This window comes from Plasticicumulans acidivorans (assembly GCF_003182095.1).
Lineage (GTDB): Bacteria > Pseudomonadota > Gammaproteobacteria > Competibacterales > Competibacteraceae > Plasticicumulans > Plasticicumulans acidivorans.
Map to the genome: position 1 here is coordinate 82,856 of NZ_QGTJ01000008.1, position 19,273 is coordinate 102,128.

The 19,273-nt window shown below is 68.7% G+C and carries 19 protein-coding genes; 5 read left to right on the forward strand and 14 right to left on the reverse strand.

Annotated features, from left to right (window positions below; genetic code table 11):
• Positions 1-38: 38 nt before the first annotated feature.
• Positions 39-1,487 (reverse strand): methyl-accepting chemotaxis protein, encoded by a 1,449-nt coding sequence (locus C7443_RS14075; RefSeq protein ID WP_246004677.1) that lies wholly within the window; start codon positions 1,485-1,487, stop codon positions 39-41.
• Between the two features lie 166 nt (positions 1,488-1,653).
• On the reverse strand, positions 1,654-2,532 hold the full coding sequence (locus C7443_RS14080; protein ID WP_110019260.1) for a LysR family transcriptional regulator: 879 nt from the start codon (positions 2,530-2,532) through the stop codon (positions 1,654-1,656).
• 116 nt (positions 2,533-2,648) lie between these two features.
• Between C7443_RS14080 and C7443_RS14085 the strand changes: the two genes are divergently transcribed.
• Positions 2,649-3,653, forward strand: a complete 1,005-nt coding sequence (locus tag C7443_RS14085; protein ID WP_110019261.1) for a YeiH family protein — start codon at positions 2,649-2,651, stop codon at positions 3,651-3,653.
• 9 nt (positions 3,654-3,662) lie between these two features.
• Here C7443_RS14085 and hemL read toward each other — a convergent pair whose 3' ends face one another.
• Positions 3,663-4,946, reverse strand: a complete 1,284-nt coding sequence (gene hemL, locus C7443_RS14090; protein ID WP_110019262.1) for a glutamate-1-semialdehyde 2,1-aminomutase — start codon at positions 4,944-4,946, stop codon at positions 3,663-3,665.
• 105 nt (positions 4,947-5,051) lie between these two features.
• On the reverse strand, positions 5,052-5,720 hold the full coding sequence (locus tag C7443_RS14095; protein ID WP_110019263.1) for an acyl carrier protein: 669 nt from the start codon (positions 5,718-5,720) through the stop codon (positions 5,052-5,054).
• A gap of 559 nt (positions 5,721-6,279) precedes the next feature.
• Between C7443_RS14095 and C7443_RS14100 the strand changes: the two genes are divergently transcribed.
• Complete coding sequence (locus C7443_RS14100; protein WP_110019264.1) at positions 6,280-7,110, forward strand: nidogen-like domain-containing protein; 831 nt, start codon at positions 6,280-6,282, stop codon at positions 7,108-7,110.
• A gap of 225 nt (positions 7,111-7,335) precedes the next feature.
• Positions 7,336-8,934 (forward strand): inorganic phosphate transporter, encoded by a 1,599-nt coding sequence (locus C7443_RS14105; RefSeq protein ID WP_110019265.1) that lies wholly within the window; start codon positions 7,336-7,338, stop codon positions 8,932-8,934.
• Between the two features lie 4 nt (positions 8,935-8,938).
• Here the strand turns inward: C7443_RS14105 and C7443_RS14110 are convergent, their stop codons facing one another.
• The 7 genes from C7443_RS14110 to C7443_RS14140 all read right to left on the reverse strand — a co-directional run bounded on the left by C7443_RS14110 (position 8,939) and on the right by C7443_RS14140 (position 13,235).
• Positions 8,939-9,409 carry a DoxX family protein gene (locus tag C7443_RS14110; protein ID WP_110019266.1) on the reverse strand — a complete coding sequence of 157 codons (471 nt, stop codon included), beginning with the start codon at positions 9,407-9,409 and terminating at the stop codon, positions 8,939-8,941.
• A complete protein-coding gene (locus C7443_RS14115; RefSeq protein ID WP_170123624.1) occupies positions 9,406-10,188 on the reverse strand; it encodes an HvfC/BufC N-terminal domain-containing protein in 783 nt (260 codons plus the stop codon). The genes C7443_RS14110 and C7443_RS14115 overlap by 4 nt, the downstream gene beginning before the upstream one ends.
• Positions 10,185-11,036 carry an MNIO family bufferin maturase gene (gene bufB / locus C7443_RS14120; protein ID WP_110019268.1) on the reverse strand — a complete coding sequence of 284 codons (852 nt, stop codon included), beginning with the start codon at positions 11,034-11,036 and terminating at the stop codon, positions 10,185-10,187. Before bufB ends, C7443_RS14115 begins: the two co-directional genes overlap by 4 nt.
• 25 nt (positions 11,037-11,061) lie before the next feature.
• On the reverse strand, positions 11,062-11,334 hold the full coding sequence (locus C7443_RS14125) for a BufA1 family periplasmic bufferin-type metallophore (protein WP_110019269.1): 273 nt from the start codon (positions 11,332-11,334) through the stop codon (positions 11,062-11,064).
• 98 nt (positions 11,335-11,432) lie between these two features.
• Positions 11,433-12,404, reverse strand: a complete 972-nt coding sequence (locus C7443_RS14130; protein ID WP_110019270.1) for an alpha/beta hydrolase fold domain-containing protein — start codon at positions 12,402-12,404, stop codon at positions 11,433-11,435.
• A 29-nt stretch (positions 12,405-12,433) separates the two neighbouring features.
• Positions 12,434-13,021: a DUF2889 domain-containing protein gene (locus C7443_RS14135; RefSeq protein WP_110019271.1), complete on the reverse strand. Its 588-nt coding sequence runs from the start codon at positions 13,019-13,021 to the stop codon at positions 12,434-12,436.
• Positions 13,022-13,031: 10 nt separating this feature from the next.
• On the reverse strand, positions 13,032-13,235 hold the full coding sequence (locus C7443_RS14140) for a DUF1289 domain-containing protein (protein ID WP_110019272.1): 204 nt from the start codon (positions 13,233-13,235) through the stop codon (positions 13,032-13,034).
• 208 nt (positions 13,236-13,443) lie between these two features.
• Between C7443_RS14140 and C7443_RS14145 the strand changes: the two genes are divergently transcribed.
• Complete coding sequence (locus C7443_RS14145) at positions 13,444-14,112, forward strand: DVUA0089 family protein (RefSeq protein ID WP_110019273.1); 669 nt, start codon at positions 13,444-13,446, stop codon at positions 14,110-14,112.
• 112 nt (positions 14,113-14,224) lie between these two features.
• Here C7443_RS14145 and C7443_RS14150 read toward each other — a convergent pair whose 3' ends face one another.
• Positions 14,225-14,911 carry a haloacid dehalogenase type II gene (locus C7443_RS14150; protein WP_110019357.1) on the reverse strand — a complete coding sequence of 229 codons (687 nt, stop codon included), beginning with the start codon at positions 14,909-14,911 and terminating at the stop codon, positions 14,225-14,227.
• 313 nt (positions 14,912-15,224) lie between these two features.
• Here C7443_RS14150 and C7443_RS14155 point away from each other — a divergent pair, with 313 nt between their 5' ends.
• The gene (locus C7443_RS14155; RefSeq protein ID WP_170123625.1) at positions 15,225-17,513 is read left to right on the forward strand and encodes a mechanosensitive ion channel domain-containing protein; all 2,289 of its coding nucleotides are present in this window, start codon (positions 15,225-15,227) and stop codon (positions 17,511-17,513) included.
• A gap of 316 nt (positions 17,514-17,829) precedes the next feature.
• Here the strand turns inward: C7443_RS14155 and C7443_RS14160 are convergent, their stop codons facing one another.
• Both C7443_RS14160 and C7443_RS14165 read right to left on the reverse strand, forming a co-directional pair.
• Positions 17,830-18,747 carry a hydroxymethylglutaryl-CoA lyase gene (locus tag C7443_RS14160; RefSeq protein ID WP_110019275.1) on the reverse strand — a complete coding sequence of 306 codons (918 nt, stop codon included), beginning with the start codon at positions 18,745-18,747 and terminating at the stop codon, positions 17,830-17,832.
• A gap of 21 nt (positions 18,748-18,768) precedes the next feature.
• Positions 18,769-19,224: a MaoC family dehydratase gene (locus tag C7443_RS14165; RefSeq protein ID WP_110019276.1), complete on the reverse strand. Its 456-nt coding sequence runs from the start codon at positions 19,222-19,224 to the stop codon at positions 18,769-18,771.
• Between the last annotated feature and the right edge of the window lie 49 nt (positions 19,225-19,273).

Genomic DNA, 19,273 nt, shown 5'->3' on the forward strand with positions numbered 1-19,273 from the left:
CAGCTGTCCGCCGGGGTGTCCGCCCGTGCGGGCCGCGCTCAGTAGCGGAAGCGCTGCAGCAGGCCCTGCAGATTCTGCGCGAGCGCCTGCAGCTGGCTGGCACTGGCGGCCAGCGCCGCGCCCTGGCGGGCGCTGGTTTCAGCGCTCTGTGTGTGCTGGCGCGCGCCCTGGGTGATGGTGGCACTGCTGTCGGCGGCGGCCGAGATATTGCGGGTGATCGAGCTGGTGACGGCGCTCTGCTGCTCGACCGCGGCGGCGACGCTTTCCTGCAGCGAGTTGATGTGGGCGATGACATCGCGCATGCCGCGGATCGAGGTGCTGGCCTCGCTGGCCGCGCCCTGGATCGCGGCGATGCTGGTCTCGATGGTGTTGGTGGCGCTCTGCGTCTGCGCGGCGAGCTCCTTGACCTCACCGGCAACCACGGCAAAGCCCTTGCCGGCCTCGCCGGCACGGGCCGCCTCGATGGTGGCGTTGAGCGCCAGCAGCCGGGTCTGGTCGGAAATGTCGTTGATCAGGCGGATGACCTGACCGATCTGCTTGCCGCGCTCGTCGAGCTGTTCCATGTGATTGACGGTGGCCGAGGCATCCTGCAGCGCCTGGCCGGCGACCTGCGCGGCTTCGCCGGCGTTACGGGCGATCTCGCCGACGGCGGCGCTCAGCTGTTCGACGGCGGCGGCGATCGATTCGAGCTGCGAACGCACCTCCTCGACCGCCTGCAGCGCTGCCCGGCTGCGCTCGGTGCCGCCGTGCGCCTGTTCGTCGATGGTGTGCGACAGCGTCTGCAGCTTGCCGGCTTCCTCGCCCAGCGCCGCGGCGCTGTCACCGAGGTGGCGCAGCTGCTCGCGCTGCCAGTGCAGCAGGCGCTCGATGCCGGCGCCGAGACGGCCGATGGCGTCGTCACCACGGATCTCGATGCGGCCGGTCAGATCGCCGGCGCTGGCGGCCTCGACGCCGCGCAGCAGCGCACCCACCTGCTGCTCCAGCTGTTCGCTGTGCGCGTGTTCGCGCTGGCGGGCGTCCTCGATCAGCCGCGCGTTGCGCTGCGTGGCGGTGACATCGTCCCAGCAGACGATGTAGCCGAGCAGGCGCGACTCGTGCTCGATGGCGCTGATGTCGGTGCGCAGCGTGGTCTCGCCGAAGCTGAAGATGGCGTGGCGCGGCAGCGTCTCGCGGTAGTTGCGCAGGATCGTCTCGATGCGTGCCGGGTCGCGGTGAAAACGGTGGATCGAGCCGTGCAGCAGCTCCTCGACGCCGATGCCGAAGGTCTTGCGGATTTCGCCGCCGAGCGTGCGCGCGGTCTTCAGCGCGGCGGCGTTGGCGTAGACCAGGTTCAGCTCGGTGTCGGCGATGAAGATGTTGGCCTGCGCGGCGTCGAGGCAGGCGCGCAGTCCGCCGATGCTGTCGAGCAGGCCGGCCGGTTTTTCGGCCGCTGCCGGCGTGACCGGCGGTGCTGGTTCCGCTTCTCGATTGAACCAATGACTGAGCATCACACACCTCTCTCCGGATGTTCCAAGCATGGTCAGCGGCCGCCCTGCGCCGGGGCGGCCGGTATCAATCAGACAGTATTAGTCGAGCGCTTGCCGTGCGCAGGACTGTCGCCACGCGGCCGCAGACCTCGACGGCCGTGGCCGGGAGCGGTGCCGTGCGGTTGGCTCAGGGCGCTGCCGGCCCGGCCGCGAGAAAGCGCTGCAGGCCGCGGGAGCGAAAACCGGCACGGTGCAGCAGCAGGTGGAAGGGGCGCTGCAGTGCCAGCCACGGTGTGTTGAGCACGCACAGCGTGCCGCGCTGCAGCGCCTCGGCGAGTGCCAGCCGCGACAGGCAGGAGACGCCGAAGCCGCTTTCCAGCAGGCGCTTGATCGCTTCGCTGTCACCGAGTTCGAGCACCAGGCGGATCGGACCGAGGGCGCTGCTCAGTGCGTGTTCGGCGACTTCGCGCGTGCCGGAGCCGGGCTCGCGCAGCACCCAGTCGGCGGCGGCCAGATCGGCCGGCGTCGGCGCCGCCAGTGCCGCCAGCGGGTGGCTCGGCGCCACGCACACGCACAGCTCGTCATCGCGCCAGTGCTGCGCCTCGATCTGCGGGTGCGCGCAGTGGCCCTCGACGAAACCGGCATCGACCTCGCCGCGGGCGACGGCGTCGATGACGTGTTCGGTATTGCTGACCTGCAGCGTGAAACGGCTGCCGGGCCAGCGCGTCAGGCAGTGGCCGATCTGCGCCGGCAGCAGGTATTTGCCGATGGTGGTGCTGGCGGCGAGGCGCAGTTCGATGGCTTCGCCGGTCGCCAGCGTCTCCAGTTCGCGGGCGCGGTCGAGCAGGCCGTCGGCATGCGCCAGCACCTCGCGGCCGTGGGCATTGAGCACCAGGCGCTTGCCGAAGCGATCGAACAACCGGCTGCCGAGCTGGGTTTCGAGTTCGGCGAGCGCCGCGCTGGCCGCCGATTGCGACAGGCCGATCGCGGCGGCGGCCTGGGTGACGTTCTCGCGGCGGGCGATGGCGACGAAGACTTCGAGCTGACGCAGCGTGAGGCGGAGCATGGCGGGCGTGCTTAGTGGTTATATCGATAAGTCAAAACAGAATAATCCGTTTCTCCACTGACGCGGCGCTGCGCAAGCTGGCGGCCATCGTTCACGTTCGCTGGAGGGATTCTTCGATGACCACTGCTCATGCCGCCCGCCGCCCGCGCGCCGCCGGCCTCGTCCTCGTCGCGGCCGTGGCCGCCGTCGCCGCGCTGCTGGCCGCCCGCCCGGCCGTGCAGCAGGCCGGGCTCGGCGCGCTGACGTTGGCCATTCTGCTCGGCATCCTCGCCGGCAACACCGTGTTTCCGCGCCTGGCGACGCACTGCGCCAGCGGTGTCGACTTCGCTCGCGGTCCGCTGCTGCGCCTGGGCATCGTGCTGTTCGGGCTCAAGGTCAGCTTCCAGCAGATCGCCGGGCTCGGCTGGCAGGTGGTGGCGATCGACGCCTGCGTCGTCGCCGGCATCTTCACGCTCGGCTGGTGGCTCGGCACCCGGCTGTTCGGACTGGACCGGGAGACGGCGATGCTGGTCGGTGCCGGCAGCGCGATCTGCGGTGCGGCGGCGGTGCTCGCCACCGAGCCGGTGCTGAAGGCGCCGGCGCACAAGGTCGCCGTCGCCGTCGCCACGGTGGTGATCTTCGGCACGCTGGCGATGTTCGCCTGGCCGCTGGCGTATCCGCACCTGGGCCTCGATGAACGTGCCTACGGCGTGCTCGCCGGCTCGACGATCCACGAGGTCGCGCAGGTGGTGGTCGCCGGGCGGGCGATCGGCGAGCAGGCGGCGGCCGATGCCGTCATCGTCAAGATGATGCGGGTGATGCTGCTCGCGCCGTTCCTGCTGCTGCTGTCGTGGCGGCTGGCGCCGGCCGGCGAGCGTGCGCAGCGGGTGACGATCCCGTGGTTCGCCGTGCTGTTCATCGTCGCCAGCGGCGTCAATTCGCTCGGCGTGCTGCCGGCGGCGCTCAAGGACGGGCTGCTGACGCTCGACACCGCGCTGCTGGCGATGGCGATGGCCGCGCTCGGCCTGCGCACCCACGCCGGCGCGCTGCGCCAGGCCGGCCTGCGCCCGCTGGCGCTGGCGGCGACACTGGCGCTGATCCTCGCCGGCGGCGGCTACCTGCTCAACCGCGTGCTGCTGTAGGCGCGGTGCTCAGCCGATGCGGGCGAACACCCGGCCGGCGGCGGCGACGGTGGCATCGATGTCGGCCTCGGTATGCGCCGAGCTGAGGAAGCCGGCTTCGAAGGCCGACGGCGCCAGGTACACGCCCTCGTCGAGCATGCCGTGGAAGAAGCGCTTGAAGCGCTCGGTGTCGCAGGCGGTGGCTTCGGCATAGCAGCTCACCGACGGCCGTTCGGTGAAGAAAAAGCCGAACATGCCGCCGGCGCGGTTGGTGCACAGCGGAATGCCGGCGTCGCGGGCGGCTGTTTCCAGGCCGCGGCACAGGCGCTCGGTCAGGGCGCTCAGGCGCTCGTGGAAGCCCTCGGCGCAGAGCAGCTCCAGCGTCGCCAGGCCGGCGGCCATCGCCACCGGATTACCGGACAGCGTACCGGCCTGATAGACCGGGCCGAGCGGCGAGAGCTTTTCCATGATCGCGCGCTTGCCGCCGAAGGCACCGACCGGCATGCCGCCGCCGATGATCTTGCCGAGCGTGGTCATGTCCGGGGTGATGCCGTAGTACTGCTGGGCGCCGCCGCGGGCGACGCGAAAGCCGGTCATCACCTCATCGAAGATCAGCACCGCGCCGCTGGCGTCGCACTGCGCGCGCAGCGCTTCAAGGAAGCCCGGCTGCGGCGGGATGCAGTTCATGTTGCCGGCCACCGGCTCGACGATGACGCCGGCGATCTGCGCACCGTATTCCTGGAAGCAGGCTTCGAGCGCGGCGATGTCGTTGTAGGGCAGGGTCAGCGTGTGCTGCGCCAGCTCGGCCGGCACGCCCGGCGAGGTCGGCACGCCGAGCGTGAGCATGCCGGAGCCGGCCTTGACCAGCAGCGAGTCGGAATGGCCGTGGTAGCAGCCCTCGAACTTGACGATCTTGTCGCGCCCGGTGTAGCCGCGGGCGATGCGGATCGCGCTCATCGTCGCCTCGGTGCCCGAGGAGCACATGCGCAGCAGCTCGATCGACGGCACCAGCTCGATGACCTTCCTGGCGACCACGGTCTCGATCGCCGTCGGCGCGCCGAAGGACAGGCCGTGGCGGGCGGCTTCGATCACCGCGCCGATGATCTGCGGGTGCGCATGACCGGCAATCATCGGCCCCCAGGAGCCGACGTAGTCGATGTAGCGGCGGTCGTCCTCGTCGATCAGGTAGGCACCTTCACCACGCTTGAAGAACACCGGCGTGCCGCCGACGCCGCGAAACGCGCGCACCGGCGAGTTCACACCACCGGGAATCACGGTCTGGGCTTCGGCGAAGAGTTCTGCGGAACGGCTCATGGCGGGTAAATCCTGTCGTTGACCAAGGCGGCGGGCGGCCGCACGGGGGGCTTATTTGACCGCAGCGCCGGCGTGCAGCGCAAAAGCCGCTGGCCGCGCAGGTTTTCAGTCGAGGCCGAGGTCCCTGACGAAATGCTGGTCCGGGTGGATCTGCTCGGCCGGCAGGTCGCACTGGCATGCGGTGATCTGGATCACCGTGTGCAGGATGTCGTCGAGGGTCCAGGGCGTGTGCGGCAGGTGTACGTGGGGCAGCAGTGCGGCGAGCGTGTTCAGCGCCGGCGGTACCACGCGGGCCAGTTTCTGCGCCAGCACCTCGCCGGTCAGCCAGCTCAGCATCCATGCCAGCGGCAGCAGCCACGGCGAGGCGCCCGCCGCCAGCAGCAGGGTGGTGGCGACCAGCGCCAGGCCGGCATTGAGGCGGTAATACAGCGAGCGCTCGCACTGCAGTTCGGGCAGGTGGCCGGCGCACAGCGCCTGGCGCAGCTGTCGCCACTGCGCGCGCATGTCATCGCCTTTGAGAAAGGCGTGGACGGGCGCCTCGGGGCGTATCTGTCGGCGGCGGGCGCCGAACTGGCGCATCAGCACCGAACGGAGGTGATGAAAACGGCGCTGGCTGTCGCAGCACTGCGGTCGGGGCGGCGCTTCGCCGAGGCGGCGGTGGAGGTACTGCGCCAGCTGGCGCGGCGTGACCAGCATCCCGGCATCGCCGTCGGGGATGTCGATCGCGAAGGTTTCTTCCACGCAAAGCAGCAGCTCTACGCCGTCCAGACCCATTGTCGTGTTCCTTGCTCGGCTGCCCGCCGGCCTCATGTGTACGCAGTACACCGTGGTTGCACCCGCTGGCGTGAATGCCGGCACCGCGCTGCGCTGCGTATGGAAATAGCAAAACCTGGTGCTGCCGCCACCGTGCCCGCGGCTGTCGCCGCTGCTCGGTGGTGTCGGTGGCGCTGGTAGCCGCTGCCTGGGGGTGTGGTGGCGCGAGTTGCGGCGGGCGGCGTGTCGTTGGCGCCCGGCGTGTGCAGCGGACACGGGCATAAAAGAGGTTCTGGGTGTTAGTTATTTTTACTTCATAAGTGTTTTTGTCAGGTTTTAAATTAAATAAAAACAATGCGTTGTTTAATTGGTATTTGTTTTGCTTGTGCAGTGTATGAATTAAAACTCGACAAGTTTCGAGTCGTCTGTCGAGCTGACGGCGAAGTCTCGATTAAAGATCTGCCGGGAATGTTTTGTTTGTAAAACAGCAGCTTGTTTTTTGGCTGTTGGCTTTTCGATGATTTGAATAACGCTGGCAAAACAATTTTTTAAATCTTTTTACTTTCTGGAGTATTGAAAGATGAATGCGGGTGTGTTTTCCAAGCTGGCCCAGACGGCAACGGTGTTTCTGGCGCTCAGCGCGCCTGTGCAACTGGCGCATGCCGGTGCGATCCATGACGCTGGTTTGTTCACGACGGTGTTTCCCGCCAATGACGACGGCTCCGTCGGCCCGGTTGGCATCGGCTTCACGATCGACTTCTACGGCGAGTCGTACAGCAGCCTGTACGTCAACAACAACGGCAACGTCACCTTCGACAGCGCGCTCGGTACCTACACGCCGTATGGCATCACCGGCGGTTCGCTGTCGATGCTGGCGCCGTTCTTCGCTGATGTCTGGACGTACGCCGATGTCGGCTCGCCGATTCAGGAAGTGACCTACGGCACCAGCACCATCGACGGTCATGCGGTGTTCGGCGTCAACTGGATCAACGTCGGTTACTTCGCCGACAGCAGCGGCAGCAAGCTCAACAGCTTCCAGCTGATCATCACCGACCGTTCGGATCTCGGTGCCGGCAATTTCGACTTCGAGTTCAACTACGACACGATCGCCTGGGAGACCGGTAGTGCCAGCGGTGGCGTCGACGGCCTCGGCGGTACCTCGGCGCATGTCGGCTGGACCAACGGTGCCGGTACCTACCAGGAATTCACCGGCTCCGGCGTCAACGGCGCTCTCCTCGACACGGGCAGCGATGCGCTGGTCGACGGTTCGCTGAATTCGACGACGGCGGGCCAGTACGTGTTCCAGGTGCGCAACGGCCAGGTCGTCACGACGCCGGTGCCGGAGCCGGCCACGGTGCTGCTGTTCGGCCTCGGGCTGGCCGGCGCCCTGCGTCTGCGCCGCAAGGCCTGATCGGCTGCGGACCCGGCACGTCCGAGCGTGACGGCGGCCATCCGGCCGCCGTTTTTCTTTGGCTGGATCCGAGTGCGGCCGTTGGGGCGAGCGTCAGCGCTGCTTGCCTCTGTATGACACATATGCCAGGGGCTCTTGCCAGCACCTGTCTCAGGTCAAGCACGCTGACGGTCGCATGTGGACAATGGCGTCCGCCCGCTTCGGGGCGTTTGCAGGTTGGGATGTATGAGCGTGGCGGCGGGATTGGCTGCAGAAGGTGGAAGCACGCGACCGGCGCTGGACAGGCGCAGCGGTCGCGGCAGCCGATGGTTGTTCATCGTGCTGCTGGTGATCGGCGTCGGCTGCTCGGTCGCCGGCCTGGTCAGCGATGTCAGCGGGGCCGGTTCGCAGGCGCTGGCCTGGGCGCCGTTTGTACTGCTGGCCCTGGCGCTGCTGATCGCGCTGGGCTTTGAATTCGTCAACGGTTTTCATGACACCGCCAACGCCGTGGCGACGGTGATCTACACCCACGCGCTGCCGCCGAATGTCGCCGTGGTCTGGTCGGGCGTGTTCAATTTCCTCGGCGTGCTGGCGTCGAGCGGGGCGGTGGCCTACGGCATTCTCTCGCTGCTGCCGGTCGAGCTGATTCTCAGCGTCGGCTACGGCGCCGGCTTTGCGATGGTGTTCGCGCTGCTGGTGTCGGCGATCGTCTGGAACCTCGGCACCTGGTGGCTCGGCCTGCCGGCCTCGTCTTCACATACCTTGATCGGCTCGATCATCGGCGTCGGTGTTGCCAACGCGCTGCTGCACGGTGACGCCGGCAGCGGTGTCGACTGGACGCAGGCGGCCAAGGTCGGCTGGTCGCTGCTGCTGTCGCCGCTGGTCGGTTTCGGTGGCGCAGCGCTGCTGCTGGTCCTGACGCGCCGCCTGCTGCGCCGTCCCGAGCTTTACGCCGAGCCGCGCGGCTGCACGCCGCCGCCGTGGTGGATTCGCGGCCTGCTGATCCTGACCTGCACCGGCGTGTCGTTCGCTCACGGTTCCAATGACGGCCAGAAGGGCATGGGCCTGATCATGCTGATCCTGGTCGGCACGCTGCCGACCGCCTATGCGCTCAATCGCGCGATGCCGGCCGAGCAGACCGCGCGCTTCGTCGCGCTGACGCAGACGGTGCAGGCGACGTTGCCGCCGAGTGATGCCGGACTTGATGAGGTGCGCGCGACCCTGACGGCTTACCTCGACAGCCGCCGCTTCGAACCGGCGGTAGTGCCGGCGCTCGGCCGGCTGGCCGGTCGCATCGGCGAGCAGGTCGGCGAGCACGGGACGCTCGATCGCGTGCCGGCCGCCGCCGTCAGCAATGTGCGCAACGATATGTACCTCGCCGCCGAGACCATCCGCCTGCTCGAACGTCAGCATGCCGGTGCGCTGGAGGCCACCCAGCGCGAGCAGCTGCACAGCCTGCGCGGCCATCTCGACGAGGCGACCAAGTTCATTCCGCTGTGGGTCAAGGTGGCGGTCGCCATCGCCCTGGGGCTGGGGACGATGGTCGGCTGGCGGCGCATCGTCGTCACTGTCGGCGAGCGCATCGGCCGCACGCACCTGAGCTATGCGCAGGGCGCCGCCGCCGAGCTGGTGGCGATGAGCACGATCGCTGCCGCCGATCTCTACGGCCTGCCGGTGTCGACCACACATGTGCTCTCATCCGGTGTCGCCGGCACGATGGCGGCCAGTGGCAGCGGCGTGCAGCGCGCGACGGTGCGCAATCTGCTGCTCGCCTGGGTACTGACGCTGCCTTGCGCCATCGTGCTTTCCGGCAGCCTGTACTGGCTGCTGCGCGCCTGCCTGTGAGCCGTCAGCCGGCCGTGCGCCGTGCCAGCCAGGCATCGACGCTGACCCGGCCGGGGCCGCGCAGGATCAGGTAGAGCAGGATCGCTGCCCAGGTGCCGTGGGTGACCCAGGCATCGGGGTAGACGAAGGTCTGGATCACCAGCGTCATCACCAGCAGTCCGCTGGCCGCCAGCCGCGTGCCCAGCCCCAGCCACAGCAGCAGCGGAAACAGGTGCTCGGCATAGGCGGCAATGTGTGCCGCCAGCTCCGGCGGCAGCAGCGGCAGCGCGTATTCGTTCTCGAACAGGAAGTAGGTGCTGTCCTTCAGCGTCAGCAAACCCTCGACCTTGGTGCGGCCCGACAGAAAGAAGGTCATGCCGATGCAGATGCGCGCGAGCAGCGCGACCACATCGAGCGGCACATGGTCGAGACGGGCGTACAGGCGTGGCAGCACGTCGCTCAGGCGACGCTGGATCCGGGTGGCGATGGCGTTCATGGCAGGGATTCTCCGGGCGGCGGTGTCGGGTGGGTGCTGAACACGCCGGCCGCGAGCAGGGCGGCGAATTCGGCGATCAGCTCGAACGTGGGGTCGATGTGCCGGGCGCTGTCGGCGGCCGCGGCCAGGGGTTCGCCGCTGGCGAGTGCGGTGAGCAGGGCGTGGGCGCCGGGCGACAGCTCGCGGATCTGCACTTGCAGCTGCGGCCGGTACACCAGCAGCCACTGCGCCTGCGGCGTCTGCGCAAAGGCGCGCGGCGGGGTTTCGGCGTGCGCGGCGTGGATGGCGGCGACCGGGTAGCGGCAGGCCAGCAGCGTCGCCTCGGGGGCCAGCGCGAGCTGCTGTGCCGGCAGCTCAGCGGCCGGCAGCGTGGCCAGCGTGGCGGCGTCGAGCGGGCGATAGTCCGCGGCGTGCCAGGCGCGCAGGCGGGCGCGTTCGAGTGCCGCCAGTTCGGCGACGTAACCGAGCGCGGCCACCGCCGCATGGCGTTCGCAGAAGGCGCCGAAGCCGGCACCGTAGTCGAGCAGCGCGGCGTGGCGCGGCGGCTGCTCGCGGGCGTATTCACCGGCCAGGGCATCGAACAGCTCGGCGCCGAGCACCTGGCGCAGCACCGGATAGGCCGCGCCGAGCGCCTCGATCAGACCGTGCAGCACGTTGTTGCGATAAACCGCCAGCCGGCTCGCGGCATGCGGGCCGCGCAGCCGGTGCAGCACCGGTTCGTCGTCGTCGCCGAGCAGCGCGGCGGCGAAGCTGGCCTGCAGCGTCAGCAGCGCGCTCATGCCGCCTCCGCCAGACGCAGCAGACGGGCATCGGCACAGGCGGCCTCGCCGAGCAGCACCGCCAGCGTCGGCACCCGCGTGTCCCATTCGATCAGCGTCGGTCGTGGGCCGCCGTGGCGCAGCAGGCGGGCATACAGCGCCCAGGTTTCGGCATCGACCGGACTGCCGTGGTCGTCGATGCGCAGCGGCAGCGGCCCGGCGCTGTCGATGGTGTGGCCGGCGAGGTGGATCTCGCCGATCGCCGTCGGCGGCAGGGCATCGATGTAGGCGGCGGCGTCGAAGCCGAGGTTGTGTGCCGAGACCACGACATTGTTGATGTCGAGCAGCAGGCCGCAGCCGCTGCGGGCGCTCAGTTCGGCGAGGAATTCGGCCTCCGGCCAGGCCTCCGGCTGCTCGAAGTCGAGGTAGCGCGCCGGGTTTTCGATCAGCACCTGACGGCCGAGCGCATCCTGCAGGGCGATGACATGGGCGCAGACATGATCGAGCGTCGCGCGGTTCAGCGGCAGCGGCAGCAGATCGTTGAGCCACTGGCCGCCATGGGCGCACCAGGCCAGATGCTCGGAAACCAGCCCCGGCCGGTAGCGTTCGACCAGCCGGCTCAGTGCGCGCAGATGGGCGCGGTCGAGCGCCTCGGCGCCGCCGAGCGACAGGCCGACGCCGTGGATCGACAGCGGCAGCTGTTCGCGCAGCGCTTCGAGCATGTGATGCGGCGGGCCGCCGGCACCGAAGTAGTTCTCGGCGTGAATCTCGATCCAGCCGGTCGCCGCGGGGGCGGCGAGCAGCGCATCGAAATGGACGGGCTTGAAGCCGATCCCGGCGCGGGCCGGGATCGCGGTGACGGCGGACATCGCGGCGCTCCCCGGAAGTGCCGGCTCAGCGCTCGATCGGCGTCAGGCTGCCGACGCCCGACGGCGTCTGCGTGGTGGTGCAGGTGCCCTTTGGCACCAGCTTCCAGGAATTGCCCTGATAGTCGCGGCTCGATGTGCCGGCGCAGGTGGTGCCCGGCCCGGCGGCGCAGTCGTTCTGACCTTTCAGCGCGACGCCGTAGCATTTCTCCTGCGCGGCGGCGGCCTGTGCCGGCGCGGCGGCGGCGAGACCGATGGCGGCGCTGAGGGCAAGGGCGAGGGCGGCGTGGGTCTGGCTCATGTTGGATCTCCCGTAGTTCGGTGAAGGGATGCGGCGATCGCCGCACGTCATCGTCTACGGGGGTGGCTGCAGGGCGGATGCAGCCGGGTGTTGCCGGTTTATGCCGCGCTGCTGGCGTCCGCGCTCGGCAGCCCGCGGCCGCTGTCACTGACGTGGGCGGCGCCATGCTTGCGCACGAAGGCGCAGATGTCGGCGAAGGCGTCCTGCGCTTCGGGGAACAGCGGCGCGAGCAGCGGATAGTCGTGGACCATGCCCTCGCCGATGACCAGACGCACGTCGCCGCCGGCCGCCTGCACCTTGCCGGTCAGCTGCTCGATCTCGTGGCGCAGGACTTCGTCGCGGCCGGCGTAGAGCAGCAGCGGCGGCAGGCCGTGCAGCTCGGCGCACAGCGGCGAGAGCAGCGGTTCGTCGCGCGGCGTCGAGCCGGCGTAGTAATGGCTGCACACCGTCGCCAGGCCGTCGGCCAGCGCCGGGTCGCTTTCATGGAAGGCGCGCGAACTCGGGCGCAGATCGACCCACGGCGAGATCGCCACCGCGGCCGCCGGCAGCGGGCGGCCGTATTCGCGCAGGGCGAGCAGGGCGGCCAGGCACAGGCCGCCGCCGGCCGAATCGCCGACGAAGACGATGTTCTGCGGCGCAAAGCCGGCATCGCGCAGGTGCGCGTAGGCAGCGAGGACGTCATCGAGCGCCGCCGGGAACGGATGTTCCGGGGCGAGGCGGTAATCGAAGTTCAGGGCCACTGCCTGGCAGTCGCGGGCGAAGCGTGCCGCGGTGGCGCGGTAGCCGGCCATCGAGCCGCCGATGTAGCCGCCGCCGTGGATGTAGAGCAGTGCGCGTCCCGGCAGCGCCTGCAGCGGGCGCAGCCATTCGGCGCGCATGCGGCTGGCGGCGGTGATTTCGACCTCCACCTCGGACGGTACGCCGCCGAGCATGCGCAGCGCGCTGTCCATCTCGGCGCGCAGGCGGCTCAGGTCAGTGTCGAAGGTCAGCGGCTTGCGCCGCCATTCGAGGTGCAGCCAGTGACTGTGTTTGAGTGCAAACAGAACGGTTCGGGCGCGCAGGCTGGGCATCGTGGAGAGCTGGCGGTGGCGGGCGGTGCTTACTGCGGACTGGCTTCGGCTTCCTGCGCAGTCTGCTGCGACTGGGCGAATGTGGGGAAGAACCATTTGACCACTTCGCCCTGCGGATCGAAGGCATGGCAGGTGCCGAGCAGCGGCGGTGCGCTGGCACTGTCCTTGAGGTGGTCGGAGTTCTGTTCGCGTGCCTTGTACAGCGTCTGGAAGGTCGTCGTCGCCATCGGTCCGAGCAGCTCGGAGAGGTGCGTACAGCCCTTGATGCCGCTGAACAGTTCCTTGATGCGCCGGTTCCAGCCCGGGCCGATGCGCAGGCCGACCAGTTTGGAATAAGCCGCGGCGATTTCCGGGCAGACGCTGAACGGCGAGTATTCGGTCCAGGCCTCGGCGGCGTGCACGGTCATCTCCAGATCGACGGTCAGGCGCAGCCACATGCCGTGCACCGGCTCGCCGGCCTTGATTTCGCCGCCGCGGTCGCGGTTGGGGAAGGTGTATGTCTTGACGTCCGTCATGTGCCCTTCGATGTCCCACAGACCGTCATCGCGTTCGTAACCCTGGCAGGTCACGGTGCGGGTATGGATGAGTTTGCGGGGCGCGGGCGCTGACAGCGGCATGGCGGGTTCCTCAATCGAAGTAGGTGCCATCGAGAATGCGGGCCTGACGGTCCTCCGCCATGGCCACCACGGCCCATTTCTGCTTGGCGTCGAGTTCCCACCATTTTTCGATTTCTTCGCTGGTGCGGAAGCAGCCTTCGCACAGACCGGTGTCGGTGTTCATCTGGCAGATGCCGATGCAGGGGGAGGCGGGTTCTTCGATGACGTAGTTCATGGCGTTCCGGGTTCGACCGTAAGGTCGTCGTGTAGACAGATCATACTGCACTGCAGCATGGGCGACCAATACCTTAGAGAATCACTAGGATATGGTGACGTATCGACGATTCACAATCGTTGACCTCAGTGTCGGCGCGCGCGGCGTGCTTATTGCGTGAACAGGCTCAGTTTCGCTTTCTGCGCCATCACTCGATTCAGGACGCTCCATGTACAGCCCGAACCGTATCGTTTTTGCCCTTGCGCTCGCCGCTGCCATGGCCGGCGCCCAGGCCTCGGTCATCTCGGAAACCGAGCCCAACAACAGCCGTCCGACGGCGCAGCTGCTCGACGGCCATTTCAGTCTCGACTACAGCGCCGACATCGGCGACGCCGGCGGTGCCAACACCTCGACCTCGATTCCGCACGTCACCGTCCTCGGTAATGACAGCGGCAGCCGCAGTGTCGATTACTACCGCTTCCATGTCGGTACGGCCGGGCTGACCGGCATCTTCGACATCGACTACAGCAGCTCGAACCTCGATACCTGGCTGACGCTGCAGGATTTTTCCGGCAACGTGCTGGCCATCAACGACGACTACGGCACGCAGGCCGGTGCCGGCGGCAGCTCGACCGTGTGGGATTCCTTCCTGCAGTACGTCTTTACCGAGACCGGGGATTACTACCTCGTCGTCAGTGCCTACCCGGACGTCAACATGCCGCGCAACAGCTACTACACGCTGCAGGTGTCGCTCGGCAGCACGCAGCCGGTGCTGCCTGCGGCGGGGCCGGTGCTGGGCAGCGCCGCGACCACTGCGGTGCCCGAGCCGGCCGCATTCAGCCTGCTCGGCCTCGGGCTGGCCGGTTTGATCGGTACGCGCCGTCGCCGGCGGGCCTGATACCGCTTGAACCAGGGGGCTGCGGCCCCCTTTTTCATGTCCAGCGTGCGGCCGGCGGCTGTGCAATCTGCAAAAGCGCCTGGATGCCGTTTGCAAACCGCACAGGCCGCGTTCAGCGGCTGTGATTCAGTGCCGCACGCACATAGTCGACGACCTCATCCAGCGAGCACCCCTCGGCGTGCGGGGCGACGCCGAGTTCCTCGGGCGGCAGGCGGCGGCGGTTGAGCCAGAAGGTGTGAAAGCCGTACCAGGTCGCGCCGCAGACATCCCAGCCGTTGGAGGAGACGAAGAGGATGTCGGCTGCCGGTACGCCGAGGGCGTCCGGGCCGAGGCGGTAGGCTTCCGGTGCGGTCTTGAAGCGGCGCACCGATTCCACCGACAGCAGCTGGTCGAACACGCCGGCCAGGCCGGCGCTGGCCACGGCCGCGGCGAGCATGCCGGGCGTGCCGTTGGACAGGATCACCAGCGGCAGCCCCAGCGCCTTGAGGGCCTGCAGCGCGGCGTGGTTTTCCGGAAACAGCGCCAGGCGGTCGTACTGCGCCATCAGCCGCGAGCGCGTCGCGCTGTCGAGCGCCAGCCCCAGACTGCGCGCCGAGAAGATCAGCGCATCCTCGGTGACACAGCGGAAGTCACGGTAGCGGTCGCACAGGGTGCGCAGCCGCGTGTATTCGATCTGCTTGTCGCGCCACAGCGCAGCCAGCGCCTCGCCGTGGCCGGGGAACAGATCCTCGGCCAGTTTGCCGATCGAGTAGACGTCGAACAGCGTGCCGTAGGCATCGAATGCAATGGCGCGAATCATGGCGGCTCCTGCGGCTGGCGTGGTCCGTCCTTACTCTAGAGCGCACCTCCGCGGCTGGCGATGCGGGCGCCGCCGGGGCGCCGGTTTGTGCCTCCTGCCAGTCCGGGCGGTGGGCGCCGGTGGGGGCGTGTCCGCACCGTGTAGGGAACCGATGGCGGCGATTTTTGACTGTAATACAGCAATGCCGCGTGCCGAGCGCCGCGGATTCGCCCTTCAATCGTTCCGAGCTCGCGTCTTTTTCAAGCATCTCGAACCACGTTCCGGGATCGACTGGCGTGATACCGACCGCACCCACGGGAGGCCCTGCCGAACCATGCGAACCTTGATTGGCCTGTTCCTGTTCCTCTGTCTTGCCGGTGCACAGGCGCAAAGCCTGAACGGCGCCTCCGGAGCGCCGCCGCAGGGCAGTGCATCCTTTAGTGCCAGTGCCGACAGCGCGACCGATGTCGATGCGCTGCTGCGCGTGCTGGAAAACGACACGGCGCGCAAGGCGCTGATCGCCCGTCTCAAAGCGGCGTCACCGGCGGTGGCCGCGGCGCCCGATGCGCCCACCGCGGCGGCTGACGGCGCCGATGCCGATGAGCCGATGCTGGCGCGGCAGATGGCCGAGTACACCCGCGATTTCATCGAGCAGTCCTCGCGCTTCCTCGCCGGTACCGGCGTCGTGCTGGGCACGCTGCAGGATGCGCTGGTCGGCACCGTGAGCATCAATCCCGCCGAGGTCTGGGCGGTGACGCTCAAGGTCGCCACCGTGGTGCTGGTCTGCTTTGCGATGTTTTTTCTGCTGCGCCAGCTGCAGGTGCGGCTGGTCAACTGGCTCGGTGCGCGCGTCGCCGGCAAAAGCTGGCTGCAGCGGCTGTCGGCGCTGCTGCTGGTCACCTTCAGCGACGCGCTCGGCGTGCTGCTGGCCTGGGCCTGCGGCTACGCCTTCGTCATTGGTATCGAGCTGGGCGGCGAGGGGCGCATGGGGCTGCACCAGACGCTGTTCCTCAATGCCTTCGTCATCATCGAGCTGATCAAGGTGATCGCCCGCGGCGTGCTGCTGCCGCAACACCGCGGCCTGCGACTGATCGCGCTCGGCGATACCGATGCCGCCTACTGGTATTTCTGGCTCAGCCGCATCGTCAGCCTGCTTGGCTACACCTTCCTGTTCATCGCGCCGATTCTCGCCAGCAACGTATCGTGGACCGCCTCGCGTTCGCTGCGCGTGCTGGTGGCGTTCACCGCGGTGATGATGGTCATCGCCGTGGTGCTGCAGAACCGCCACCGCGTGCGTGAGCTGCTGCTGGCGCGGGCACGGGCCAGTCAGGGCCTTGGCGGTGGTCGCGGCCTGGCGCTGCTGGCGCGCGTCTGGCACCTGCTGGCGATCCTCTACGTGGTCTCGCTGTTCGTGGTCTGGCTGTCGAACCCGTTCACCGCGCTGCCGTTCATGCTCGGCGCGACCGTGCAGTCCCTGCTGGCGGCCGGCGTCGGTGCGCTGCTCAGCGCCGTGCTGGCGCGCATCATCGCCGGCGGCATGCACCTGCCGAGCGAGCTCAAGCAGCGTCTGCCGCTGCTCGAAGACCGGCTCAACGCCTTCATCCCCGGCGTGCTGCGGGTGGTGCGTTTTATGGTCATGCTGCTGGTGCTGATCGCCATCGGTCAGGCCTGGACGCTGATCGACTTCGCCGGCTGGATCGATACCCTGTCCGGGCGGCGCACCGTCGGCGCGATCGTCTCGGCCGGTGTGGTGATCGTGCTCGGCGGCTTCATCTACATCGCCATGTCGTCCTGGGTCGAATACCGTCTGGAGCCGCCGCGCGGCCGTCAGCCGAGTCCGCGTGAGCGCACGCTGCTGACGCTGTTCCGCAACGCCTTCACCATCGCGCTGGTGGTCATCGTCTGCATGCTGGCGCTGTCGGAACTGGGCGTGAACATCGCGCCGCTGCTGGCCGGCGCCGGCGTGCTCGGTCTGGCGATCGGCTTCGGTTCACAGAAGCTGGTGCAGGACATCATCACCGGTGCCTTCATCCAGCTGGAGAACGCGATGAACGTCGGCGACGTGGTCACCGTCGGCGGCATTTCCGGCGTCGTCGAGAAGCTGACGATCCGCTCCGCCGGCATCCGCGACCTCAACGGCGTCTACCACATCGTGCCGTTCTCGGCGGTCGATACGGTGTCGAACTTCATGCGCTACTTCTCCTACCACGTCGCCGAGATCGGCGTTGCCTACCGCGAGAACGTCACCGAGGTCAAAGCGGCGATGCTCGAAGCCTTCGAGCGGCTGCGCGCCACCGAGCACCGCCTGAGCATCCTCGGCGAGTTCGAGATGCACGGCCTGACCGAATTCGCCGACTCGGCGGTCAAGGTGCGCGGGCGCATCAAGACGCTGCCCGGCAAGCAGTGGGACGTCGGCCGCGCCTACAACGAGTGCATCAAGACCGTGTTCGACGAGCGCAACATCGAGATCCCGTTCCCGCACCTGACCGTGTACATGGGCGAGGATCACGCCGGCCATGCGCCGCCGCTGCACCTCGCCGGCGAGCTGACGGTGCCACCGGCGCGCAGCGAGGCGGCCCCGGTCATCGTTACCGGCGCCGCGCCGCGGCCGGCGCCGCTGTGAGCCGGCGAACCGAAGCGGGTGCCGAACGCCGGCTGCGCAGCGGTTTCGTGCAGCCTCACCGGCACCGTGCCGCGACGGTTGCCGCCGTCGGGCCGGGTCAGTTGCGGCGTGCTGGCCGGGGGTGCAGCCACGAGGCTGGCGCGCCCGCGCGGCGTGATGCGGGCGTGCAGTCCGGTGCGGCGGTGTGATGGGTGGTCGTGTCGGCGGCCACCTGCGCCGGTGGCGTCGTCGGCAGCCGGTTGCGGGCGTCGCGGCGTGGGCAGGCAGCGCTGAGCCGGGCGTGCCGTCGCCGCTGACCGGGCCGGCGGCGTGCTGCTCAGCCGCAGGTCCTGGCCTGTTTGGCCAGCAGCGCACGGCCGGCTTTCGAGCCGTTCGGCCGCTGCAGGCAGTCGCTGATCCACTGCCCGGTCTGCGCCAGCGCCAGCGCATCGACGCCGCAGTCGATGCCGAGCCCCTGCAGCAGGTAGACGACGTCTTCGGTGGCGACATTGCCGGAGGCGCCGGCGGCATACGGGCAGCCGCCGAGGCCGGCGACTGAGGCATCGACGGTGGCGATGCCCTCCTGCAGCACGGCATGGAGATTGGCGATGGCCATGCCGTAGGTGTCGTGGAAATGCGCAGCCAGGCGCTCGACCGGCACCACCGCGGCGACCGCGCGCAGCATCGCCCGCGCCGTCTCCGGCGTGCCGGTGCCGATGGTGTCGCCGAGCGAGACCTCGTAGCAGCCCATGCGGTAGAGCTGCAGCGCGACGCGGGCTACTGCCGCCGGCGCGATCGCGCCTTCATAGGGGCAGCCGAGCACGCAGGAGACGTAACCGCGCACGCGCACGCCGGCGCTGGCGGCGGCCTGCAGCAGCGGCTCGAAGCGCAGCAGCGACTCCTCGATCGAGCAGTTGATGTTCTTCTGTGAAAAGGACTCGGAAGCGGCGGCGAACACCGCGACCTCGCGCGCACCGGCGGCGAGCGCGGCCTCGAAGCCCTTGAGGTTGGGCGTCAGCACCGGGTAATGCCGCCCCGGCGTGCGCTTGAGCTGCGCCAGCACCGCGGCGGCATCGGCCATCTGCGGCACCCATTTCGGCGAGACGAAGCTGGTGGCCTCGATCGCCGGCAGGCCGGCGGCGGCGAGACGCTCGATCAGCTCGACTTTGGTCGCGGTCGACACCGGCGTCGGCTCGTTCTGCAGACCGTCGCGCGGGCCGACTTCGACGATCTTCACGCTTGCGGGCAGCGGCATGATGCGGGTTCCTCCTGAGGCTTAGGCGCCGGCGGCCGTGCGGCCCTGCACCCAGTAGTTCGGCAGGATCTCGGCGACGACATCGCCGTGCTGGTTGTGCGTGGTCCAGCGCGCCTTCATCACGCCCCAGCCCGGCTGCGAGCGCGAAGCGGTGACGGCGAGCACTTCGACGGTGACGCGCAGCGTGTCGCCCGGGCGCACCGGTTTGGGCCAGCGGATGCCGTCGATGCCCATGCCGACGTGGCCGTTGGCCAGCTCCAGGCCGCTGCCGACCGCCAGGCGCATCGACAGCGCCGCGGTGTGCCAGCCGCTGGCGGCGAGGCCGCCGAACAGCGAGGCATCGGCCGCGGTGTGGTCGAGGTGAAACGGCTGCGGATCGTGCTCGCGGGCGAAGGCGAAGATCATCTCTTCGGTGACGGTCAGCGGCGGCGACTGCCACTGCTGGCCGGGTTGCAGGTCTTCGAGGTAGAGCGGCATGGCGGTCTCGTCATCGGTGGCGACGCGCCCGCCGTGACGGGCGGGGCGC